At 56.9% G+C, this 20051-nt stretch carries 18 protein-coding genes; 5 read left to right on the forward strand and 13 right to left on the reverse strand.

Translation table 11 applies throughout. The features are described 5' to 3' along the window. Window positions 1-7 precede the first annotated feature (7 nt). From FDP08_RS05040 to FDP08_RS05050, 3 genes are read left to right on the forward strand one after another with little or no spacing between them, the layout of a single operon-like run. The gene (locus FDP08_RS05040) at window positions 8-454 is read left to right on the forward strand and encodes a tellurite resistance TerB family protein (RefSeq protein ID WP_137434912.1); all 447 of its coding nucleotides are present in this window, start codon (window positions 8-10) and stop codon (window positions 452-454) included. 16 nt (window positions 455-470) lie between these two features. Beyond that, on the forward strand, window positions 471-1598 hold the full coding sequence (locus FDP08_RS05045; protein ID WP_137434913.1) for a 3-deoxy-7-phosphoheptulonate synthase: 1128 nt from the start codon (window positions 471-473) through the stop codon (window positions 1596-1598). Then, entirely contained in the window at window positions 1595-2395 is an 801-nt protein-coding gene (locus FDP08_RS05050) for a glycerophosphodiester phosphodiesterase (protein ID WP_137434914.1), read from the forward strand. The genes FDP08_RS05045 and FDP08_RS05050 overlap by 4 nt, the downstream gene beginning before the upstream one ends. On the opposite strand, the gene sthA is transcribed toward FDP08_RS05050, so the two are convergent. From sthA to FDP08_RS05100, 10 genes are all read right to left on the reverse strand, one after another. Then, window positions 2369-3760 (reverse strand): Si-specific NAD(P)(+) transhydrogenase, encoded by a 1392-nt coding sequence (gene sthA / locus FDP08_RS05055; protein ID WP_137434915.1) that lies wholly within the window; start codon window positions 3758-3760, stop codon window positions 2369-2371. The two genes, FDP08_RS05050 and sthA, sit on opposite strands and share 27 nt — an antisense overlap. A gap of 123 nt (window positions 3761-3883) precedes the next feature. Next, a complete protein-coding gene (gene nqrM / locus FDP08_RS05060) occupies window positions 3884-4132 on the reverse strand; it encodes a (Na+)-NQR maturation NqrM (protein ID WP_137434916.1) in 249 nt (82 codons plus the stop codon). Between the two features lie 14 nt (window positions 4133-4146). Further along, the gene (locus FDP08_RS05065) at window positions 4147-5196 is read right to left on the reverse strand and encodes an FAD:protein FMN transferase (RefSeq protein ID WP_137434917.1); all 1050 of its coding nucleotides are present in this window, start codon (window positions 5194-5196) and stop codon (window positions 4147-4149) included. A gap of 9 nt (window positions 5197-5205) precedes the next feature. Next, complete coding sequence (gene nqrF, locus FDP08_RS05070; protein ID WP_137434918.1) at window positions 5206-6432, reverse strand: NADH:ubiquinone reductase (Na(+)-transporting) subunit F; 1227 nt, start codon at window positions 6430-6432, stop codon at window positions 5206-5208. Between the two features lie 37 nt (window positions 6433-6469). Beyond that, the gene (gene nqrE, locus FDP08_RS05075) at window positions 6470-7078 is read right to left on the reverse strand and encodes an NADH:ubiquinone reductase (Na(+)-transporting) subunit E (protein ID WP_137434919.1); all 609 of its coding nucleotides are present in this window, start codon (window positions 7076-7078) and stop codon (window positions 6470-6472) included. After that, window positions 7078-7743 carry an NADH:ubiquinone reductase (Na(+)-transporting) subunit D gene (locus FDP08_RS05080; RefSeq protein ID WP_137434920.1) on the reverse strand — a complete coding sequence of 222 codons (666 nt, stop codon included), beginning with the start codon at window positions 7741-7743 and terminating at the stop codon, window positions 7078-7080. Before FDP08_RS05080 ends, nqrE begins: the two co-directional genes overlap by 1 nt. 2 nt (window positions 7744-7745) lie before the next feature. Further along, entirely contained in the window at window positions 7746-8549 is an 804-nt protein-coding gene (locus FDP08_RS05085) for a Na(+)-translocating NADH-quinone reductase subunit C (protein WP_137434921.1), read from the reverse strand. Beyond that, on the reverse strand, window positions 8542-9747 hold the full coding sequence (locus tag FDP08_RS05090) for an NADH:ubiquinone reductase (Na(+)-transporting) subunit B (RefSeq protein WP_137434922.1): 1206 nt from the start codon (window positions 9745-9747) through the stop codon (window positions 8542-8544). Before FDP08_RS05090 ends, FDP08_RS05085 begins: the two co-directional genes overlap by 8 nt. A 3-nt stretch (window positions 9748-9750) precedes the next feature. Further along, on the reverse strand, window positions 9751-11097 hold the full coding sequence (locus FDP08_RS05095) for a Na(+)-translocating NADH-quinone reductase subunit A (RefSeq protein WP_137434923.1): 1347 nt from the start codon (window positions 11095-11097) through the stop codon (window positions 9751-9753). Window positions 11098-11442: 345 nt separating this feature from the next. Then, a complete protein-coding gene (locus FDP08_RS05100) occupies window positions 11443-12846 on the reverse strand; it encodes a glyceraldehyde-3-phosphate dehydrogenase (RefSeq protein ID WP_427901851.1) in 1404 nt (467 codons plus the stop codon). A 260-nt stretch (window positions 12847-13106) separates the two neighbouring features. On the opposite strand from FDP08_RS05100, the gene mfd reads away from it, so the two are divergent. Both mfd and FDP08_RS05110 read left to right on the forward strand, forming a co-directional pair. Continuing rightward, window positions 13107-16616 (forward strand): transcription-repair coupling factor, encoded by a 3510-nt coding sequence (gene mfd / locus FDP08_RS05105; RefSeq protein ID WP_137434925.1) that lies wholly within the window; start codon window positions 13107-13109, stop codon window positions 16614-16616. A 23-nt stretch (window positions 16617-16639) separates the two neighbouring features. Then, complete coding sequence (locus FDP08_RS05110) at window positions 16640-17473, forward strand: CsiV family protein (RefSeq protein WP_137434926.1); 834 nt, start codon at window positions 16640-16642, stop codon at window positions 17471-17473. On the opposite strand, the gene FDP08_RS05115 is transcribed toward FDP08_RS05110, so the two are convergent. The 3 genes from FDP08_RS05115 to FDP08_RS05125 are packed head-to-tail and all read right to left on the reverse strand — an operon-like array spanning window position 17454 to window position 20039. Next, on the reverse strand, window positions 17454-18236 hold the full coding sequence (locus FDP08_RS05115) for an S-methyl-5'-thioinosine phosphorylase (protein WP_137434927.1): 783 nt from the start codon (window positions 18234-18236) through the stop codon (window positions 17454-17456). The genes FDP08_RS05110 and FDP08_RS05115 overlap by 20 nt on opposite strands. A 2-nt stretch (window positions 18237-18238) precedes the next feature. Further along, on the reverse strand, window positions 18239-19474 hold the full coding sequence (locus tag FDP08_RS05120) for a mechanosensitive ion channel family protein (protein WP_137434928.1): 1236 nt from the start codon (window positions 19472-19474) through the stop codon (window positions 18239-18241). Between the two features lie 34 nt (window positions 19475-19508). Beyond that, a complete protein-coding gene (locus tag FDP08_RS05125) occupies window positions 19509-20039 on the reverse strand; it encodes a L,D-transpeptidase (protein ID WP_137434929.1) in 531 nt (176 codons plus the stop codon). Window positions 20040-20051: the final 12 nt, after the last annotated feature.

The following is a 20051-nucleotide window of genomic DNA, read 5'->3' on the forward strand; positions in this document are numbered from 1 at the left end:
GCAAACCATGATTGAGCGCCTGAAAAAACTGTTTGGCTCGCCTGAAGACGAACCCACGCAGCCAGACAATCACCAGCTTGCCGTTGCCGCCACCGCGCTGATGGTTCAGTTATCCAGGGTGGACAATGAGCAGGATGACGAAGAACTGAAAACCATCGTTGACTGCGCGGTACGGGCCCACCAGGTCACCCGTGAGGAAGCGGAAGACATTCTGCAGGACGCGCTCAGCCATGCCGATGATGCTACTTCCCTGTACGAATTTACCGGCATGATCAATGAGCAGCTGAGCCAGGACGAGAAACAGGTCCTGCTCGAGAGTATCTGGCGGGTGGCTTTTGCCGATGGCCGTATCGACAAGTACGAGGAACATCTGATTCGCCGCATGGCAGACCTGCTGCACCTGAACCACAGGGAATTCATGCAGGCCCGCCACCGCGCCGAGGGCGCTGACTGAATCTTAAGGAGCAAGTATGTTAGCCATTCTCCACCCGGATACCGCACTGGACAGCGAAGCCTATCGCCAGACCATGGACTTTCTCGAAAACCTGCCGGGCGTATCAGTCAGGGTCCACCAGGTCCAGGGCGCGAAACAGCGCCTCACCGAGGTCTATCTTCTGGGAGAAACCAAGTCTCTCAACAAGGAGGACATCGAGGCCCTTCCCGCGGTGGAACGGGCTATTCGTATCTCTGATGACTACCGGATACTCGGCCGCCACAAGGACGATCGCCGCCAGAGTGGCTTCACCTACAATGGCGTCACTTTTGACCAGTCAAACCTGAATATCTTTGCCGGGCTATGTGCCGTCGACGTGCCGGAGCACGTGGAGCAGATGATGCAGGCACTGGAGGAGAACGGCCAGGTCTGTACCCGCATGGGCGCCTACAAGCCACGGACCAACCCCTATTCCTTCCAGGGGCACGGCAAGGGGTGTCTGCCCTGGGTATTCGAGAAAGCCGGCAAGCATGGCATCAAGGTGATTGCCATGGAAATCACCCATGAGAGCCATATTGAAGAAATCGACCACTGCCTGGAACAGCTTGGCCGTCCGACAGGCGTCATGCTTCAGGTGGGCACACGCAACACCCAGAATTTCGAGCTGCTGAAGGCTATTGGCCGCCAGTCCACTTATCCGGTGCTGCTGAAGCGCGGCTTTGGCATCACTCTGAACGAATCGCTGAATGCCGCCGAGTACCTGGCCAGCGAAGGCAACGCCAACGTGATCTTCTGCCTGCGCGGCATGAAAACGGAAGCCGGCCAGCCCCACCGCAACATGGTGGACTTCGCCCACGTGCCCGCAGTCAAACGCCTTACCCGGATGCCGGTGTGTGTGGACCCATCTCACTCGGTAGGCAGCCGTGAGCGCGCGCCAGACGGAGTACTGGACGTCATGCACGCCACCGCCCAGGGCGTGATTGCCGGCGCCAACATGGTGCTGGTGGACTTTCACCCCAAGCCGGAAAAAGCGCTGGTGGATGGCCCACAGGCCCTGTTGATGGAAGAATTGCCAGCCTATCTGGAAGACATCCAGCTGTGTCATGACACCTGGAAGAAACGCCAGCAAATTTACAACCGCCTGAAGGAATCCGCTACAGAATGATCGTTTATGGGCACAGGGGGGCAAAGGGAGAAGCCCCGGAAAACACCCTCGCCGGGTTCACCCATGCCTACCGCCATGGTGTCCGGCACTTTGAGCTTGATCTGGTACTGTCCAAAGATGGTAAACCGGTCATCGTTCATGACCTTACGGTCGATCGCACGACCGGCCAGGAAGGCAGTGTCAGCAGCTTCACTGCCGAGGAACTCGCGGGAATGGATGCCAGGCGAAGCGGAACGCCCTGGCCACGGACCGTCGGCATTCCCTCGTTGGAAACGCTGCTCAACGAATACCCTGATTTTGAGCATCTGCAACTGGAAGTAAAAAAAGACAGCCGCCAGCGCCTGAACATTCTCTGCAACCGCCTGATCGAAGTCATTCAGCGTCGCGACCTGTACAATCGTGTTGCCATCACCTCTTCTGATCACTGGTTCCTTCAGCAGGCGCGCCGCAGGGACACGAAGGTGCGCATCGGCCTGGTTACTGACCGCAAATTCCCGAAACCCGTGAATGCGGCAGCCCGGTTGCACTGCGACTTTCTGTGCATCGGCTGGCGTATGTGCACGGAAGCGATTGTGAACGATGCCCACCGAAGAGGTATGCACGTGTCCACCTGGACCGTCAACCGCATCCACGACATGCTTCAGCTCGAGGCAAAAGGGGTCGACAGCATTATCACCGATTACCCGACCAGTACACGCATGTACTTCGATAACCGGTCAAAAGCAGCCCTGCACCTGCCCGCGGGACAAAACAGGGCCGACAGCACCCAGTCAGAAAATCCGGTTCAGACCGTTTAGTGCGGCTACGCGGTATGCCTCAGCCATGGTCGGGTAGTTGAAGGTGGTATTGATGAAGTAGTTCAGGGAATTGGCTTCCCCTTCCTGGTTCATGATGGCCTGGCCGATGTGAACAATCTCTGCGGCCTGGTCACCAAAGCAGTGAATACCCAGAAGCTGTCGCGATTCCCGGTGAAACAGAAGCTTGAGCATTCCAACCGGGTCGCCGGTAATCTGGGCCCGCGCCAGATCCTTGAAGAACGCCTGCCCCACTTCATAAGGCACCTTGGCTTCCGTCAACTCACGCTCGGTTTTGCCGACGGAACTGATTTCAGGGAGGGTGTAGATGCCGGTGGGAACATCGGTTACCAGGCGGAAGTAATCGTCCTTGACGATGTCGGAGGACGCCGAGCGGCCCTGGTCGTAGGCGGCGCTGGCAAGGCTGGGCCAGCCAATCACGTCACCGGCCGCGTAAATATTCTCAACGTCGGTCCGGTAATGGTCGTCCACGGCCAGCTGACCGCGGCCATTGGGAGTCAGGCCAATATTCTCCAGCCCCAGTTTTTCGGTATTACCGCTGCGACCGTTACACCAGAGGAAAGCATCGGCACGGATTTTCTTGCCGGATTTCAGTGACAGCACAACCCCGTGGTCGTCGCCATCAACCGACTCGTACTCCTCATTGTGTCTGACCAGTACACCATTGTTGCGCAGGTGATAACTCAGGGCATCGGATATTTCATCGTCCAGGAAAGTGAGCAGGCGGCTACCCGGGTTGATCAGATCCACCTTCACACCAAGCCCGGCAAAAATCGAAGCGTACTCCGAGCCGATTACACCGGCACCATAAATGATCAATGTGCGGGGGGTATGGGACAGGTTGAGAATCGTGTCCGAGTTGTAAATCCGGTGATGACGGAAATCCACATTGGGCGGAAGATACGGACGCGACCCCGTGGCAATAATAGCCTGCTTGAAGTGAAGAATTTCGTGGGACTTGTTACCACGAATTTCCAGCCGGTTGGCATCGAGAAAGCTCGCCCTGCCGTTGATCAGGTCCACCCGGTTGCGGGCATAGAACTGGGTTCTCAACTTGACCTGTTTGCCGATCACCTTCTGGGCATTCTGCAGAACGCGCGGGAACGAGAACCAGCGTGGTTCACCGATGTCACGGAACATCTGATTGGTGTTGAACGTGATGATCTGCTTGACCGAGTGGCGCAGCGCTTTGGAAGGGATTGTGCCCCAGTGGGTGCAGTTACCGCCAACCGTGGGTTTGTCCTCAATGATCGCGACACGTTTACCATGCTTCGTCGCATTCATCGCCGCGCCTTCCCCCGAGGGGCCCGCGCCGATAACGACGACGTCGTAATGATGCTCTGCCATTCTGCAGTGACTCCTTAGCTACGTCGTGAGGGAGCCTCTGAAAAGACCCTGCACGCGCACAAAGGCCAGGCAGGCGCTTATCAGAGGCTCCCGGGATTTTTATAGTGTTCTGATAGCGTCGAATCAGTGGGTCTTGTTATTGGAGGCGTCGTAGGTTAATGCCTCTGCTGAATTGCCCTCACTGGCAAGACGCTCATTCTCTTCTTCGCATTTCTGGGTATTACCACCGCAGATATCGCAGGATTTGCTGATACCCATGGCACCAATACCCCCACATGTACCGCTGATAGGCTTGCGACCGAAGATAACGCCGACCGACATACCGGCAACCAGCAGTAAAACAATTGTCAGAACCAGCAGAAAAGTACCCATAGGAGGTCTCTCCGTTAATGTGCCAGGAACGAGGAAAAAGCCGGGGTGTAATCCGTTTCAAACCCGTCTTCGCCACGAACAATAAAGTAAGCGGCAATGTTTTCACGTGTGGCGAGGTCTTTTGCCTGTTCAAACCCCATCACATTGAAAGCCGTCGCCAGCGCGTCTGCAGTCATGCAATCGTCTGCTATAACCGTGACCGACGCCAGGTTGTGACGGATCGGTTTGCCACTCTTGGGGTCTATTGTATGTGAAAACCGCTCCCCTTCCGATTCGTAATAGTTACGATAGTCTCCCGAGGTTGCCATTGCCTGACTGTCCAGGGCAACTACACGGTTGATTTCCCGCCGTTGTGAAACCGGCTCTTCAATGGCCAGGCGCCAGGCTTCACCGTCCGGTTTACGCCCGGAAACGCGCACTTCACCACCGATTTCCACCAGAAAGGCGGAAATTCCCTCTGATTCGAGGAAGCGTGAAACCGCATCCACCCCATAACCCTTTGCTATCGCAGAAAGATCCACGTACTGATTGGGGCTGGCCCTGAGTGCGGGCGGCTCTTCCTGTAGCTCAAGCTTGTCATAGCCGATGCGTTCAAGTCCGGAGGAAAGCTCGTCATCGCCGGGCACCTGCTCTGGCCGGGCATCAGGCCCGAACCCCCACAGATTGACCACCGGGCCCACGGTCACATCGAAGGCACCACCAGTCAGTTCCGACACTTCCCGGGCTGTTGCCAGAACCTCATGAAGCGGCCTGGATATCCCGGTCCACTGACTCTGATCGTCCAGGCTGTTAAATCGGGACAGTTCCGAATCGTCCCGCCAGGTGGACATGGAGGCATCAACACCTTCAAGCACCTCCTCGATACCACCTGCCAGATTCTCAAGCCGATCTGCGTCTTCCTTCAATACCACATTAATATGATACTGGGTGCCAAAAACAGGCCCGGATATCTCCCAGACTTTTTCCTCTTCCTCAAACGAACAACCCGCCAGCGCGGCAAAGGCCAGCACCAGAATGGCGCTGGCCAGAACCACCCTGACGGGTCGTAGCATGCTGAGCGTCATGTGAGCTGATTAACCCCCGAAGTCATCCAGCATGATGTTCTCATCTTCCACCCCAAGATCCTTCAGCATCTTGATACAGGAGGCGTTCATGATTGGGGGCCCACACATATAGTACTCACAGTCCTCAGGGGCCGGATGGTCCTTCAGATAGGTTTCGTAGAGCACATTGTGAATGAACCCGGTCGGACCTTCCCAGTTGTCTTCAGGCAGAGCATCAGACAATGCCACATGCCATTCGAAGTTTTCGTTCTCCTCCGCCAGCATGTCGAAATCTTCGACATAGAACATCTCCCGGACACTTCGTGCGCCGTACCAGAAGCTGATCTTGCGCTTGGAATTCAGGCGCTTCAGCTGGTCGAAAATATGGGAGCGCATCGGTGCCATGCCGGCACCACCGCCGATAAATACCATCTCGGCATCGGTCTTCTTGGCGAAGAACTCACCGAATGGTCCCATCACGGTGATCTTGTCACCCGGCTTCAGGGCGAACACATAAGTGGACATGATGCCAGGTGGATGATCTGTGCCCGGAGGTGGCGTGGCAATACGGATGTTGAACTTGAGAACACCCTTCTCGTCCGGGTAGTTCGCCATGGAATAGGCGCGAATGGTCTCTTCCTTGTTGACTGCCTTGTAGCGCCAGATGTTGTGCTTGTCCCAGTCTTCGTGGAACTCTTCCTCGATGTCGAAATCCTTGAAATCGATCTCGTAAGGAGGACACTCCAACTGGACGTAACCGCCAGCCCGGAAATCCACTTCTTCGCCTTCCGGAAGCTTCAGTACCAGTTCCTTGATGAAGGTTGCAACGTTGTGGTTGGAAATAACTTCGCATTCCCACTTCTTGACGCCAAAGAACTCCTCCGGCACCTCAACCTTCATATCCTGTTTTACAGGCACCTGGCACGACAGACGCCAGCCTTCCTTCTCTTCACGATTGGTGAAGTGGGTTTTCTCCGTAGGCAGCATGGCACCGCCGCCTTCCAGAACCTTGCACTTGCACTGGGCACAGGTACCACCGCCGCCACAGGCTGACGACAGGAAGATGCCATTGTTGGCCAGGGTACCGAGAAGCTTGCTGCCGGCTTCCGTTTTCAGTGTGTGCTCGGGATCATCGTTGATTTCGATGGTCACATCACCGGTGCTTACCAGCCTGGACCGTGCCGCGAGGATGACCGCGACAAGGGCCAGTACGATAACAGTGAACATGACCACGCCGAGAATGATTTCTGTATTCATGGTCTCGCCTTTTCGTTAAACCGAATCACCGGATTGGTTACAGTGAAATGCCTGAGAATGACATAAAGCCCAGGGACATCAGACCAACCGTAATGAAGGTGATACCCAGGCCACGCAGGCCCTCGGGAACGTCGCTGTACTTGAGCTTTTCACGGATACCGGCCAGGGCCAGTATCGCCAGCGCCCAGCCAACACCTGCACCAAACCCGTACACCACGCTTTCGCTAAAGGTATAGTCGCGCTCAACCATGAACAGTGAGGCACCAAGGATGGCGCAGTTCACTGTGATCAACGGCAGGAACACACCGAGCGCTGCATACAGCGCCGGAATGTACTTGTCCAGAATCATCTCCATGATCTGGATAAGCGCGGCGATAACACCGATATACGTCAGCAGGCCCAAAAAGCTCAGGTCAACGTTCGGCAAGCCTGCCCAGTCCAGCGCACCTTCCCTCAGGATGGTGTTGTAGAGCAGGTTGTTCACCGGAACCGTGATCGTCAGCACCACGACAACTGCGATACCAAGCCCGGCAGCGGCTTCGATCTTCTTGGAGATCGCAATGAACGTACACATCCCCAGGAAAAACGCCAGCGCCATGTTTTCAACAAAAATGGCCTTCAGTATCAGACTGATATAGTGTTCCATCAGAAGGCCTCCTTAACGGTGTGGCGGGACATCTTGAAGTCGGGCTCTTCCACCTGCTCCGGCTTCCAGGTCCGCAGACCCCAGATGGTAAGACCAATAATAAAGAACGCACTTGGCGGCAGCAGTAGCAGACCATTGGGAATGTACCAGCCACCTTCGTTCACAACTGGCATCAGGGATACGCCGAATAGCGAGCCCGCGCCCAGCAGTTCACGGAAGAACGCGACAAAGATAAGCAATACCGAGTAGCCGAGGCCATTACCAATGCCGTCCAGGAAGCTCAACCAGGGACCGTTCTTCATGGCGAAGCCTTCAGCCCGGCCCATAACGATACAGTTGGTGATGATCAGACCAACGAATACTGACAACTGCTTGCTGATTTCGTAGGCATAGGCCTTGAGCACCTGATCCACCACGATAACCAGAGAGGCTATGATGGTCATTTGCACGATAATCCGGATGCTGCCGGGAATCTGCATGCGAACCAGCGACACAGCCAGGTTTGAAAAAGCCGTTACCGCGATAACCGCCGCACACATGACCAGAGTCACGTTCATGCTGGTGGTCACCGCCAGCGCTGAACAGATACCCAGTATCTGCAGCGCAATAGGGTTGTTACTGAAAATCGGTTCGAAGAGAACCTGTTTGGCTGAAGCGTCTGCCATGATCAGACCTCCCCTTCACGAAGTTTTTTCAGGTACGGTGCGAAGCCCCGGTCACCCATCCAGTAGTTGACCAGCTGTTCAACACCACGGCTCGTCAGGGTCGCACCGGACAGCGCATCCACCTTGTGCTCCTTGTCGGATGCTCCGGAGCTCACGCCACCCTTGACCAGGCGAATCTGCGGCTCTTCCAGCTCATCGCCATACACTTCTTTGCCAACCCACTGACTCTTCCAGCGAGGGTTATCCACTTCGCCGCCAAGCCCGGGAGTTTCTGCGTGGTCATAGAAGCCCAGCCCCTCAATGGTGTTGGCATCGCCTTCCAGCGACACAAACCCATACAGAGTGGACCACAGTCCGTAGCCATGAATCGGAAGCACAACTCTGACAAGTTCGCCGTCCTCACTCAGGGTATAGATCTTGGCCACATCCGGACGACGCTTGATACCGGCTTTGTCTTCTGACGCCGGGATATCTGTGGACAAGGACGGATCAGAGGCCGCTTTGTACATGTCGTACTTCATCGGATCCTCAACACCGACCGCGTCAGGTTCCACGTAGTTTCCGGAATCGAGGTCCACCAGCCGCACGTCGAAGCGTGAGAAGATTTCTTCAATCTCGTCAGCCGACATTCCTTCTTCAAGCATACCAGCCGCAGCCAGAATGTTGGATCGAATGTCGAGATTCTGGTTTTTGACCTGCGCCGGACGAAGCATTACCGCGGCGGTCGAAACCACAACAGAGAAGGCAATACTCAACACCAGTGCAACCATCAGCGTTCTGGAGACAGTTTCTTTAGCTTTAGCCACGTGCAAGCCTCCGTTTGATATTTGCCTGAACCACATAGTGGTCCATCAGCGGTGCAAAGAGGTTGGCAAACAGGATTGCCAGCATGATGCCTTCCGGGAAAGCCGGGTTGATCACGCGGATCAGCACGGTCATAACGCCTACCAGTATACCGAAGCACCAGCGCCCGGTATTGGTCATGGCAGCAGACACGGGGTCCGTGGCCATGAACATCATGCCAAAGGCGAAACCGCCCATGACCAGGTGCCAGTGCGCAGGCACGTCGAACATGGCATTGGTCTCGGAGCCGATAACGTTCAGCAGCAGCGACATGCCAATCATGCCGATCATTACACCCCCGACAATGCGATAGGAGGCGATCTTCATCACCAGCAGAATGATACCGCCGATCAGTACTGCGAGCGTCGAGGTCTCACCCATTGAGCCCTGGATAGAGCCCATGAACGCCGACATCCAGCCAATCTGGGTTTCCAGTGCTTCCAGGCCACCGCTGGCTGCCCAGCTGAGTGCCGTTGCACCGCTGAATCCATCAACCGCTGTCCATACTGTGTCACCGGAAATCTGCGCCGGGTAGGCAAAGTACAGAAACGCACGGCCGGTCAGGGCCGGATTCAGGAAGTTCTTGCCGGTTCCGCCAAACACTTCCTTGCCGATAACCACACCAAAGGTGATACCCAGGGCCACCTGCCACAACGGAATGGTGGGCGGGCAGATCAGCGCGAACAAAACGGAGGTTACGAAGAACCCTTCGTTGACTTCATGACGGCGAACCGTGGCAAACAGCACTTCCCAGAAACCACCAACGACGAAGGTAACGAAGTAGATGGGCACGAAGTAGGCCATGCCGTAAACGAAGTTGTCCCAGATACTGGCGGCGTTGTTACCCGCCAGGGCACTGATAAAAGCAGTACGCAGGCCGCCGTCACCCATCAGGGCATCGGGGTTTTCAGCCAGGAAGCTGTTGGCCTGAAAGCCGATGTTCCACATACCGAAGAACATCGCCGGGAAGGTACACAGCCACACCGTGATCATGATGCGCTTCAGGTCGACCCCATCGCGCACATGAGAGGTAGTGGATGTCACCGAGCCGGGAGTATAGAAAATGGTATCGACGGCCTCGTACAGCGCATACCAGCGCTCGTACTTGCCACCTTTTTCAAAGTGGTGTTCTATGCCATCGAGAAACTGTCGGATTGCCATCTGTTAGCCCTCGATCTCGATTCGGGTCAGGTTCTCACGGAGAATCGGACCGTATTCGTATTTACCCGGGCACACGAACGTGCACAGTGCCAGATCTTCTTCATCCAGTTCCAGCGCACCCAGTTTCTGTGCCATCTCAGTGTCACCAATGATCAGCGAACGCAGCAGCTGCGTAGGTAGAATATCCAGTGGCATCACCTGCTCGTAAGCACCTACGGGCACCATGGCGCGTTCGCTGCCGTTGGTTGAGGTGGTGAAATTGAACAGCTTGCTGCCCGCCAGTTTTGACAGGTAGATGTTCAGAACCGAGAACTTGTTCGGCCCCGGAGACAGCCAGCCCATAAACTCTCGCTTATAGCCTTCCTCCAGAACAGAAATCTGATTGGCAAAACGACCGAGATAGGCGCAGGGCCCATCACCGCGACGGCCACCAAACACGGAACCGGAAATCGTGCGAACCTCGCAGTCTGTGGCAATTTCACCCTCCAGGAGTTCCGTCAGGCTGGCGCCGATGCGGGTACGGATCATCCGCGGCTTCAGTGCCTTAGGCCCGCCAACCGCAACGATCCGGTCTACCGGGAGTTCCCCTGTTTCGAACAGCCTGGCTATGTCGATAACGTCCTGATAGCCAATACTCCACACCACCTTGTCGCCGGCAATCGGGTCAAGATAGTGAATATGGGTACCGACGTTGCCCGCCGGGTGAACACCATCAAACTGTTGCACTTCCACATTGTCGTCAGACGGAACCGGTACATCGGATCCGGGCTTACCGGTGACAAATACCTTGCCGTTCGTCAGCTTGGTGAGAATCTTCAGGCCCTGCTCAAAAGCGGCGCTGTTCTCACCGATGATGACCGTGGGGTCTGCCGCCAGGGGATTGGTGTCCATCACCGACACGAAGATGGAATGCGGTGCCGAGTCGATTGCAGGCACTTTGCTGTACGGACGAGTCTTGAAGGTCGCCCACAAACCGGATTCAACCAGGTTGTCGACAACCTGCTGACGCTCAAGGCCAGCAATATCGGAGGCATCGTAGCGCGCAAATGTTTCCGCGTCGTCGCCGTCGATTTCAATGACAATCGACTGGAACACGCGGCGCTCACCGCGGTTAATTTCTTTGACCACACCGGCTGCCGGTGAGGTATAACGAACGCCTTCGGTCTTCTTGTCCGTAAACAGCAGCGTACCGCGCTTTACACGGTCCCCTTCTTTCACAACCATCGTCGGCTTCATGCCGATGTAGTCAAAACCGATCAATGCCACGTGGCGAACGGGTTTGCCGTCAGTAATGGTCTGCTCAGGAGCGCCGCTGATGGGAAGATCCAGGCCTTTTTTGATCTTGATCATTAGCCTCATCCAATCATCAGAAACTGTTCGATGGATTTGTAACGCCCGACGCTTGCGGCCCAGGTATGCAATCCGGCCTGTACCGAATGGCGATGCCAGAGCAACGAATACCCCGGCGTCAGTTACATGCCAGGCATCCTGTTACAGAACGCGATGGGAAGCGGGTGTCAGACGTACCCAAAATCGCGCCAATTATAGAGATTAAGGAATACTATTTCCACCAGAAACCCAGCGGACTTTGTGCCTGAACGTAAACACAGAGTGGTTTAAAGGCACCCAAAAAGAAACCCCGACCGCAAAAACGGCCGGGGTTTTCCCTGTTGTGCTGATCCTGTCAGGTGCTTATCAGTCCCTGGCCCGTTTCGGGAAGATCGGATAGGTGACACCTGCCATCTGGTTAACCACACGGATAACCTGGGCGCTGTAACCCGCCTCATTGTCGTACCACACGTAGAGAATCAGGCGCTTGCCGTTAGCAATGGTGGCCTGGGCATCCACAATACCGGCGTGGCGCGAACCGACAAAATCGGTAGAGACCACTTCCGGCGAGTTGACGAAATCGATCTGCTTCTGCAACTCGGAGTGCAGTGCCATGTCGCGGAGGTACTCATTGACCCCTTCAACCGTGACCTCTTTGGCCAGGTTCAGGTTGAGAATGGCCATGGATACGTTCGGGGTCGGTACACGAATCGCGTTGCCGGACAATTTGCCTTTGAGCTCCGGCAGCGCCTTGGCAACGGCCTTGGCGGCACCTGTTTCGGTAATTACCATGTTCAGGGGCGCACTGCGACCGCGACGGCTGCCCTTGTGGTAATTGTCGATCAGGTTCTGGTCGTTGGTGTAGGAATGCACCGTTTCAACATGACCATCTTCGATGCCGTACTCATCAACGATCGCCTTGAGCACCGGCGTGATGGCGTTGGTGGTACAGGACGCCGCCGAGAGGATACGATCCTCATTGGTAATCCAGTCGTTATTGATACCGTGAACAATGTTCTTGATATCGCCCTTACCGGGCGCGGTCAACATCACCCGACTGACTCCCTTGGACTTCAGGTGCAGGCCAAGGCCGGCCTCATCACGCCAGATACCGGTGTTATCAATCACAATGGCGTTATTGATACCGTACTGGGTGTAATCCACCTGATCCGGGCCCGCGGAATAAATCACCTTGATGAAGTTACCATTGGCGATCAGCGCCGAGTTCTCTTCATCTACGCTAATGGTGCCATTGAACGGACCATGAACCGAATCGCGGCGCAGCAGGCTGGCTCGTTTTTCGAGGTCATTGTCGGCACCACCGTTGCGTACAACAATGGCACGCAGTCGAAGGTTGTTGCCGCCGCCGGCTTTTTCGATCAGGATGCGGGCCAGCAGGCGACCGATACGACCAAAACCATAAAGCACAATGTCCTTGGTGTCGTTTTCGGCGTCCTCTTCCGACTGGGTCTGGTACTGACCTATGATCGGGCCAATCTCGCGCTTCAGGAAATCCTCGAGAGAACCACCCTCCTCCTTGAATTTCACTGCAAGCTTGCCAATATCCACATGGCCGCGCCCCAGATCCATACTGTCCATCGCCTGCAGGATAGGCAGGGTGTTATGGACAGACAGCTCACTATCCTCAACCTGGCGCACAAATCGGTGCGCTCGAATAATGTCGATGACCGACTGGTTAATAATGGAACGACCGTAAACGGACGTCACCACATTGTTTTTGCGGTAGAGACGGCCAATCAACGGAATCATGGCTTCCGCGGTGGATTCTCTTTCCGTCCAGTTAGACAGGTGCTGATTGATCTGTTCGTGACTCACGCTTGAACCTCGGCAGTTGGAACCTGGAAAATTGGGCGCACATTATCCAACGTAATGGGACAGACAGCAAATACAGACCCCCACTCCGCTCGTATCAGTATGCCGCTGTTGTCATGACAGCGCTATCTCTGCCCGGTAGAATACGCGCCTCGCCGTTTTCCGGCCCGTCACTTTCCAGGAGAACCACAACGATCATGAGCCAAGGTGCCTCCCATTCCGAAAGACACGCCGTACTGGTGGCTCCCCCCGTTCCACACAAGGCAGCGGATCATCGAACCTGGGGCCAGTTACACGGCAGCGCCGACGCTCTGGCAATCTGTGAGAGCGCGCAGGCCCACACAGGGCTTACACTGGTCATTACCCGCAGCACGGATGAAGCCATCCGGCTGGAACAGGCCATGCGCTTCTATCTCGGCCTGCCACCGGACGAGGATCAGGCCGCCATTACCCCTGACGGGCTCGAGGTACTTTCCCTGCCGGACTGGGAAACCCTGCCATACGATCTGTTTTCGCCGCACCAGGACATCACCTCACGGCGCATCCGGGCCCTGCACCGGCTGCCCACCACCAGCCATGGCGTATTGGTGGTGCCGGCACGCACGCTGATGCACCGTTTGCCGCCGGTCAGTTACCTGCAAGGCAACACCCTGCTGCTGGAGGTGGGACAGTCGCTGGACATCGACACCTGGCGCCTGCAGTTGGAAGCCGCAGGTTACCGCCATGCCGAAAATGTCTATGAGCACGGCGAATATGCGGTACGGGGCGCCATTCTGGACATATTCCCCATGGGTGCGACCCGGCCCTTCCGGATCGACCTGTTCGACGATGAAATTGAAACCCTGCGCACCTTTGATCCGGAAACCCAGCGCTCCATCGACCGGATCGACAAAATAGAACTGTTGCCGGCCAACGAGTTTCCCTGGCACAAGGAAGCCCGCTCCGATTTTCGCAGCCGCTGGTTCGAGCAGTTCCCCCATGCCGACAAGAACTCACCGATTTACCAGGACGTAACCCACGGCATTACCCCGCCGGGGATCGAATACTACCTGCCACTGTTTTTCGAGCAGACCGCAACCCTGTTTGACTATCTGCCCGGGGAAACCCTGGTGTTTACGGCAGCGGGTCTCCACCAAGCCGCAGAACATTTCGACGTCGATACCCGTGACCGCTATGAGGAACGCCGTCATGACCGGATGCGGCCTATCCTGCCTCCGGCACAGCTGTTCCTGCAGCAAGACGAACTGTTTGGCCAGCTCAAGCATTTTCCGCGGGTAACGCTCACCACGGAAAACACGGAATCCGCCGGCGGCGTCAATTGTCCCACGGACGTATTGCCCGACGTCTCAATGGATGGTCGTGCCGCCGACCCTGCCGCCCGCCTCAAGCGATTCATCAATGATTTCCATGGCCGGATACTGATCTGTGCGGAGTCTTCAGGTCGCCGCGAGGCCCTGATCGAGAACCTCGCTGATCACGGGCTGCAGCTAACCGCACTGGACAGCTGGCGGACGTTCACAGATGATCCGGAAAACACGCTCGGCATTACCGTAGCCCCCATGGAATACGGGCTGGTTCTGCCGCAGCAGCACGTCGCCCTGGTGACAGAAACGGCCCTGTTCGGTGAACGGGTATTGCAGCGTCGGCGGCGGGAGAAGCCCACCGAAACCGATGATTCCGGCTATCGCGACCTTTCCGAACTCAGGATTGGTGCTCCGGTGGTGCATATCGACCACGGCGTTGGCCGCTACCAGGGCCTGGAAACCATAACCGTGGAAGGGGAAGCCAGTGAATTCCTGATGCTGGAATACGCCGGCGGCTCGAAACTCTACGTGCCCGTGTCCAGCCTTCACCTGATTTCGCGATACACTGGCGCCGACACCGATCACGCCCCCTTGCACAAACTGGGCACGGATCGCTGGAGCAATGCGAAACAGAAAGCGCTGGAGAAAATCCGCGACACCGCGGCCGAGCTGCTGGACGTCTACGCCCGCCGGGAAGCCCGCAAGGGCTTCTCCTTCGAGGACCCGAAGGAAGCCTACCGCGCTTTTGCTGCCGGCTTCCCCTTCGAGGAGACACCGGATCAGCAGGCGGCCATCGAAGCGGTGTTCGAAGACATGATCAGCGAAAAACCCATGGACCGGCTGGTCTGCGGGGACGTGGGTTTCGGCAAAACCGAGGTCGCCATGCGTGCGGCCTTTATGGCCACCTGGTCCGGCAAGCAGGTGGCGGTGCTGGTGCCCACCACCCTGCTGGCGCAGCAGCATTACGAATCATTCCGGGACCGCTTTTCAGAGACTGCTGTCAGCGTGGAACTGCTCAGCCGCTTCCGCAGTGGCAGTCAGACCAGCAAGGCGCTGGCCGCTATCGAAGCCGGCAAGGCCGACATCGTCATCGGCACCCACAAACTGCTTCAGGGTGATATCAGGTTCAAAAACCTGGGACTGGTGATCATCGACGAGGAGCACCGTTTCGGCGTACAGCAGAAAGAACGCCTGAAAGCGCTACGGGCCGAAGTCGACATGCTCAACCTGACGGCCACACCGATTCCCAGAACGCTGAACATGGCCATGGGGCATCTGCGGGACCTGTCCATCATTGCCACCCCGCCGGCCCGGCGTCTGTCGGTGAAGACCTTCGTGCGCCAGCGAGACGAAGCCATGGTCAAGGAAGCCATCCTGCGGGAGATCCTGCGGGGCGGCCAGGTGTATTTCCTCCACAACGATGTTGCCACCATCGAGAAAACCGCCGAGGAGTTACGACGACTGATTCCCGAGGCCCGGGTAGGCGTTGCCCATGGCCAGATGCGCGAGCGTGACCTGGAACAGATCATGTCGGATTTCTACCACAAGCGTTTCAACGTCCTGGTGTGCACCACCATCATTGAAACCGGTATCGACATTCCCAGCGCCAACACCATTATTATCGAGCGGGCGGACAAATTCGGGCTTGCCCAGCTGCACCAGCTGCGAGGCCGTGTCGGACGCTCCCACCACCAGGCCTATGCCTATCTGCTGACGCCTCCGCCCAGAGCCATTACCGCGGATGCCAAGAAACGCCTGGAAGCCATCTCGGAAGCGCAGGACCTGGGCGCCGGGTTCATGCTGGCCACCCACGATCTGGAAATTCGCGGGGCCGGAGAACTGCTGGGCGAGGAGCAGAGCGGCCAGATTGAGAGCATCGGCTTTACGCTGTATATGCAGCTATTGGATGAGGCTGTGCAGGCCATTCGCGAAGGCAGAACCCCGAATGCGGAACTGCCCCTGAGCCATGGCACCGAAATGAACCTGCGGATACCTGCGCTGATTCCCGATGACTACCTGCCCGACGTTCACAATCGGCTGATGCTGTACAAACGGATTGCCAGCGTCAGTGACAAGAACGGATTAAAAGAACTTCAGGTTGAGATGATCGATCGCTTCGGTTTATTACCGGAGCCGGCCAAGAACCTGATCCGCCAGTCGGAGTTGAGGATCCGCGCTGAAGCCCTCGGAATCGTGAAAGTGGACGCCGGAAAAGAGTGGGCCAGGCTGGAGTTTGGCAGTTCAACCCCCGTGGATCCGCTGGTTCTGGTTAAAAAAGTGCAATCCTCGCCAGACCGGTATCGCCTTGAAGGGGCCAACAGTTTTCGTTTCCGGCTGAACGACACCTCAACCAGTGGTAAACTCGACGGCATTTCCGACATGCTGGGCCAGCTGGTTTCATGAAGCGCCCGGCCCAGAGGCCCAAGATGAACAACAGGAACATTGGAGCAAAGCCCTTGCGAACGCCCGGTAACTTATTGCTTGGAAAGTCCACCTTCATTTTTGCGGTCGCGCTGGCCCTGTCACCACTGGTGTCCGCCCAGCAGACTTCCGGACAGGCCGCTTCGGCAGAGGCCCGTGAAGACTACTATCGTGCTGAATTCGTTATCCTGGAACGCAAGGTTGAACCGGGCGCCATCAACGAACGAATGGCCAGCCGCATACCGGAGCCACCCAACCCGGACGTCACCGAAATTCTGCGGGCAGTGGACGGCAATGGCACAGTGGAGACGACACGGGATCTGGTTCCGCGCAGCGAACTCCACCTCAACTCAGCCGCCAACCGACTGGAAAACAGTGGCCGGTACCGGATACTTCTGGCAGCCGGCTGGTATCAGTCTTTCCCCCCCGATTTTGAGGGGGAACCACTGCGGGTCGCCATCGGAGACTGGCTGGCGGAGGCGGGGCAACGCGACGTAGAAGGACATATCACCATTGACCGGCAACGCTACCTGCATGTTGATGTGCATCTCAATCACTGGCAACCCATGCCGCGCACGGAAGAAACGGTCGATGTGATGGCGAGCGCCCCGGAAGAGGAGCCGTTGTCTGATACCGGCGAGACCAGTGACGAAGGCATAGAGAGCATCAGCGAAACGGCAGTACAGCCGGAGCAGGCAGCTATTTCGGGCATCAATCGGCCAAGGGCGGAATTGCTGACCTGGATTCGTGAAACCCGCCGCATGCGCAGCGAGGAAGTCCATTTCCTGGACTCCCCCACCATCGGGGTATTGGTTTTCTTCAAGAAAATTGAGGAGTAAGGGCGCCCAGGCCACTCATTGACACTTCGAGGATCCGCTTGATACCAGACATGCCCTGGTCGATGGCGGCCTCGATTTCCGCCATGGTAATGATGTGGTCCGATTTGCCGGCAGCATGGTTCACCACCAGCGCCAGGCAGACGTAGTTCATCTTCAGTTCGGCCGCCAGCGCAGCCTCGGGCATGCCGGTCATGCCTACCAGGTCACAACCATCACGCTCCAGGCGCAACACCTCAGCGGCTGTTTCCAGCCTTGGCCCCTGGGTAGCCCCATAAACGCCGAAATCTGAGAACGGCAGGCCCTGGTCCCGGGCGGCAGCAATCAGCAGCTCACGTGCCTTCCGGGTGTAAGGCCAGGTGAAATCAATATGGGTGGTTTCATCCAGTTCACCCTCGAAAAAGGTGCTCGCCCTGCCCCAGGTGTAATCGATAATCTGGTCAGGGATCACGATGTGCGCCGGCCCCATGTCCGGATGAATGCCGCCCACAGCATTCACCCCCACCACAGTGCGAACACCCACATCATAAAGTGCCTGCAGGTTGGCCCGATAGTTGACCTGGTGCGGCGGTATGCGATGAGGGTTGCCATGGCGGGCCAGAAAGACCACCGCCTGATCTCCGAGACGCCCCTCAACCAGCGCCGACGACGGCTGCCCCCAGGGCGTATCCACGGGACGCTCGGCGGTTATCTCGAGCCCTGACAGGGTTGAAAGGCCGGTGCCACCAATAATGCCAACCGGGGGGTTGTTATCCGCTGTACCCATGATCAATTCCCTGTTGCCTCGGCGCTGTCACCCTGAGTTTCCGTCGAACCTTCACTGCCGTCCACCGGAGCGCGGCTGCTACCTGGCTCGGCATTGGAGGCGTCACCACTGTCCCCCTTTCCGGCCTGGTTACTGGCCACGCGCACGCCGTCCGGCATGTGAAGAGTACGGGTGGGAAAGGCAACCTCGGCGCCATAGCCCTCGATAATATCACTGATTTTCAGCAGCACGTCCTGCTTGACCTCGTGAAACCGCACCCACTGAATGGTTTTGGTGAAGGTGTAAACCATGATGTCCAGGGAAGACGCGTTGAAAGCCAGGAAATTGACAATCAGCGTCTGGTCATGGTCGATATCTTCATGATTTTCCAGCATGTTACGGATGTCAGCGACGATCGTGGCCATCTGGCCGACATCCGCGTAGCGGATTCCAATCGTCTCTGAAATCCGGCGATTGAACATGCGGGACGGGTTCTCGACAGCAACCTGCGTAAAGACGGCGTTCGGAACATAGAGCGGGCGCTTGTCAAACGTGCGGACCGTGGTCAGGCGCCAGCCGATGTGCTCGACTGTACCTTCAATATTTCGATCCGGGGAACGAATCCAGTCGCCAACTTTAAAAGGCCGGTCCAGGTGGATAATAAATCCGCCAAAAAAATTGGCCAGCAAATCCTTCGCCGCAAAACCGACCGCGATACCGCCGACACCACCGAATGCCAATACACCAGAAATGCTGTAGCCCAGAGACTGGAGAGCAATCAGCACTGCGGTAATGATCACCACCGCCCGGGAAAGCTTGCTCACCGCATTAACCGTGGTGTAGTCCATCGGAGTTTTCATCTTGAGGGGCGAGGTCAGTATTTCCTCTCCCTGCTTGATGAACCTCAACAGGGTCCACACCAGCAACCAGACGAAACCAATCTGCAACAGTGTGTCATTGACGGAAAATATCTCGGCATCCGAGTAGCGGTGAGCCACCTCCGCAGCCCAGTACACCCCCTGCAACCAGACAAAGGCAACAACCGGCCTTCTGGCAGCGTGCAGCAATGCATCGTCCCAGGCGTTGTCGGTTTTCTTGAAACGCCGCTCGATGGCTCCCACGACAAAACTGGCAATGTAGGCAACCACAGCGGTTCCGAACACCAGGGCAAACACCACGAGTCCGACCCGCCAGCTCTCTGACAGCAGGCTCCAGTCCTGAATCCAGTTGTTCACTATGGAAGGCGTTTCTTCGATCATCGGTTCTCTCGGTTCCGTCAGTTCAGGGATGGGCTTATCGTATCAAAACCGTTGTGCCCGGCCTCACCCGGCTGTACAAATCGACGACGTCCGCGTTTCGCATGCGGATACAGCCATGGGAACGCGGAGCGCCCATGGGTTCGGAGTCCGGTGTGCCGTGAATGTATATGAAGCGACGAAAACTATCGACCCCGGGGCCGCGATTTTTGCCGGATTCCAGGCCACATAGCCAGAGAATTCGGGACAGTATCCAGTCCCGCTCCGGAAACTGTCGGGCAAGGTCCGCCGAATACACTTCTCCGGTCGGCCTGCGGGCGACAAAAACACTATTCAGGGGAACACCGCCACCGACCATTGCCCGCACATAATGACTCCCCCTGGGTGTACAGCCGCTGCTATGGCGCTCACCAGGGCCATTGAGTGCTGTGGAGACCGGGTAGGAGATTGAAGAGGTGGCGTCTTCCGGAAACAGGGTCAGTGTCTGTCTGGCCAGGTCGATTTCAATTCCCGGCGCTGTTCCGGACACATTCACGGGCACTGGGGGGGAAACAGAATCACTTGGCATGCGGCGTTGCGC

It is taken from the genome of Marinobacter panjinensis (assembly GCF_005298175.1).
Lineage (GTDB): Bacteria > Pseudomonadota > Gammaproteobacteria > Pseudomonadales > Oleiphilaceae > Marinobacter > Marinobacter panjinensis.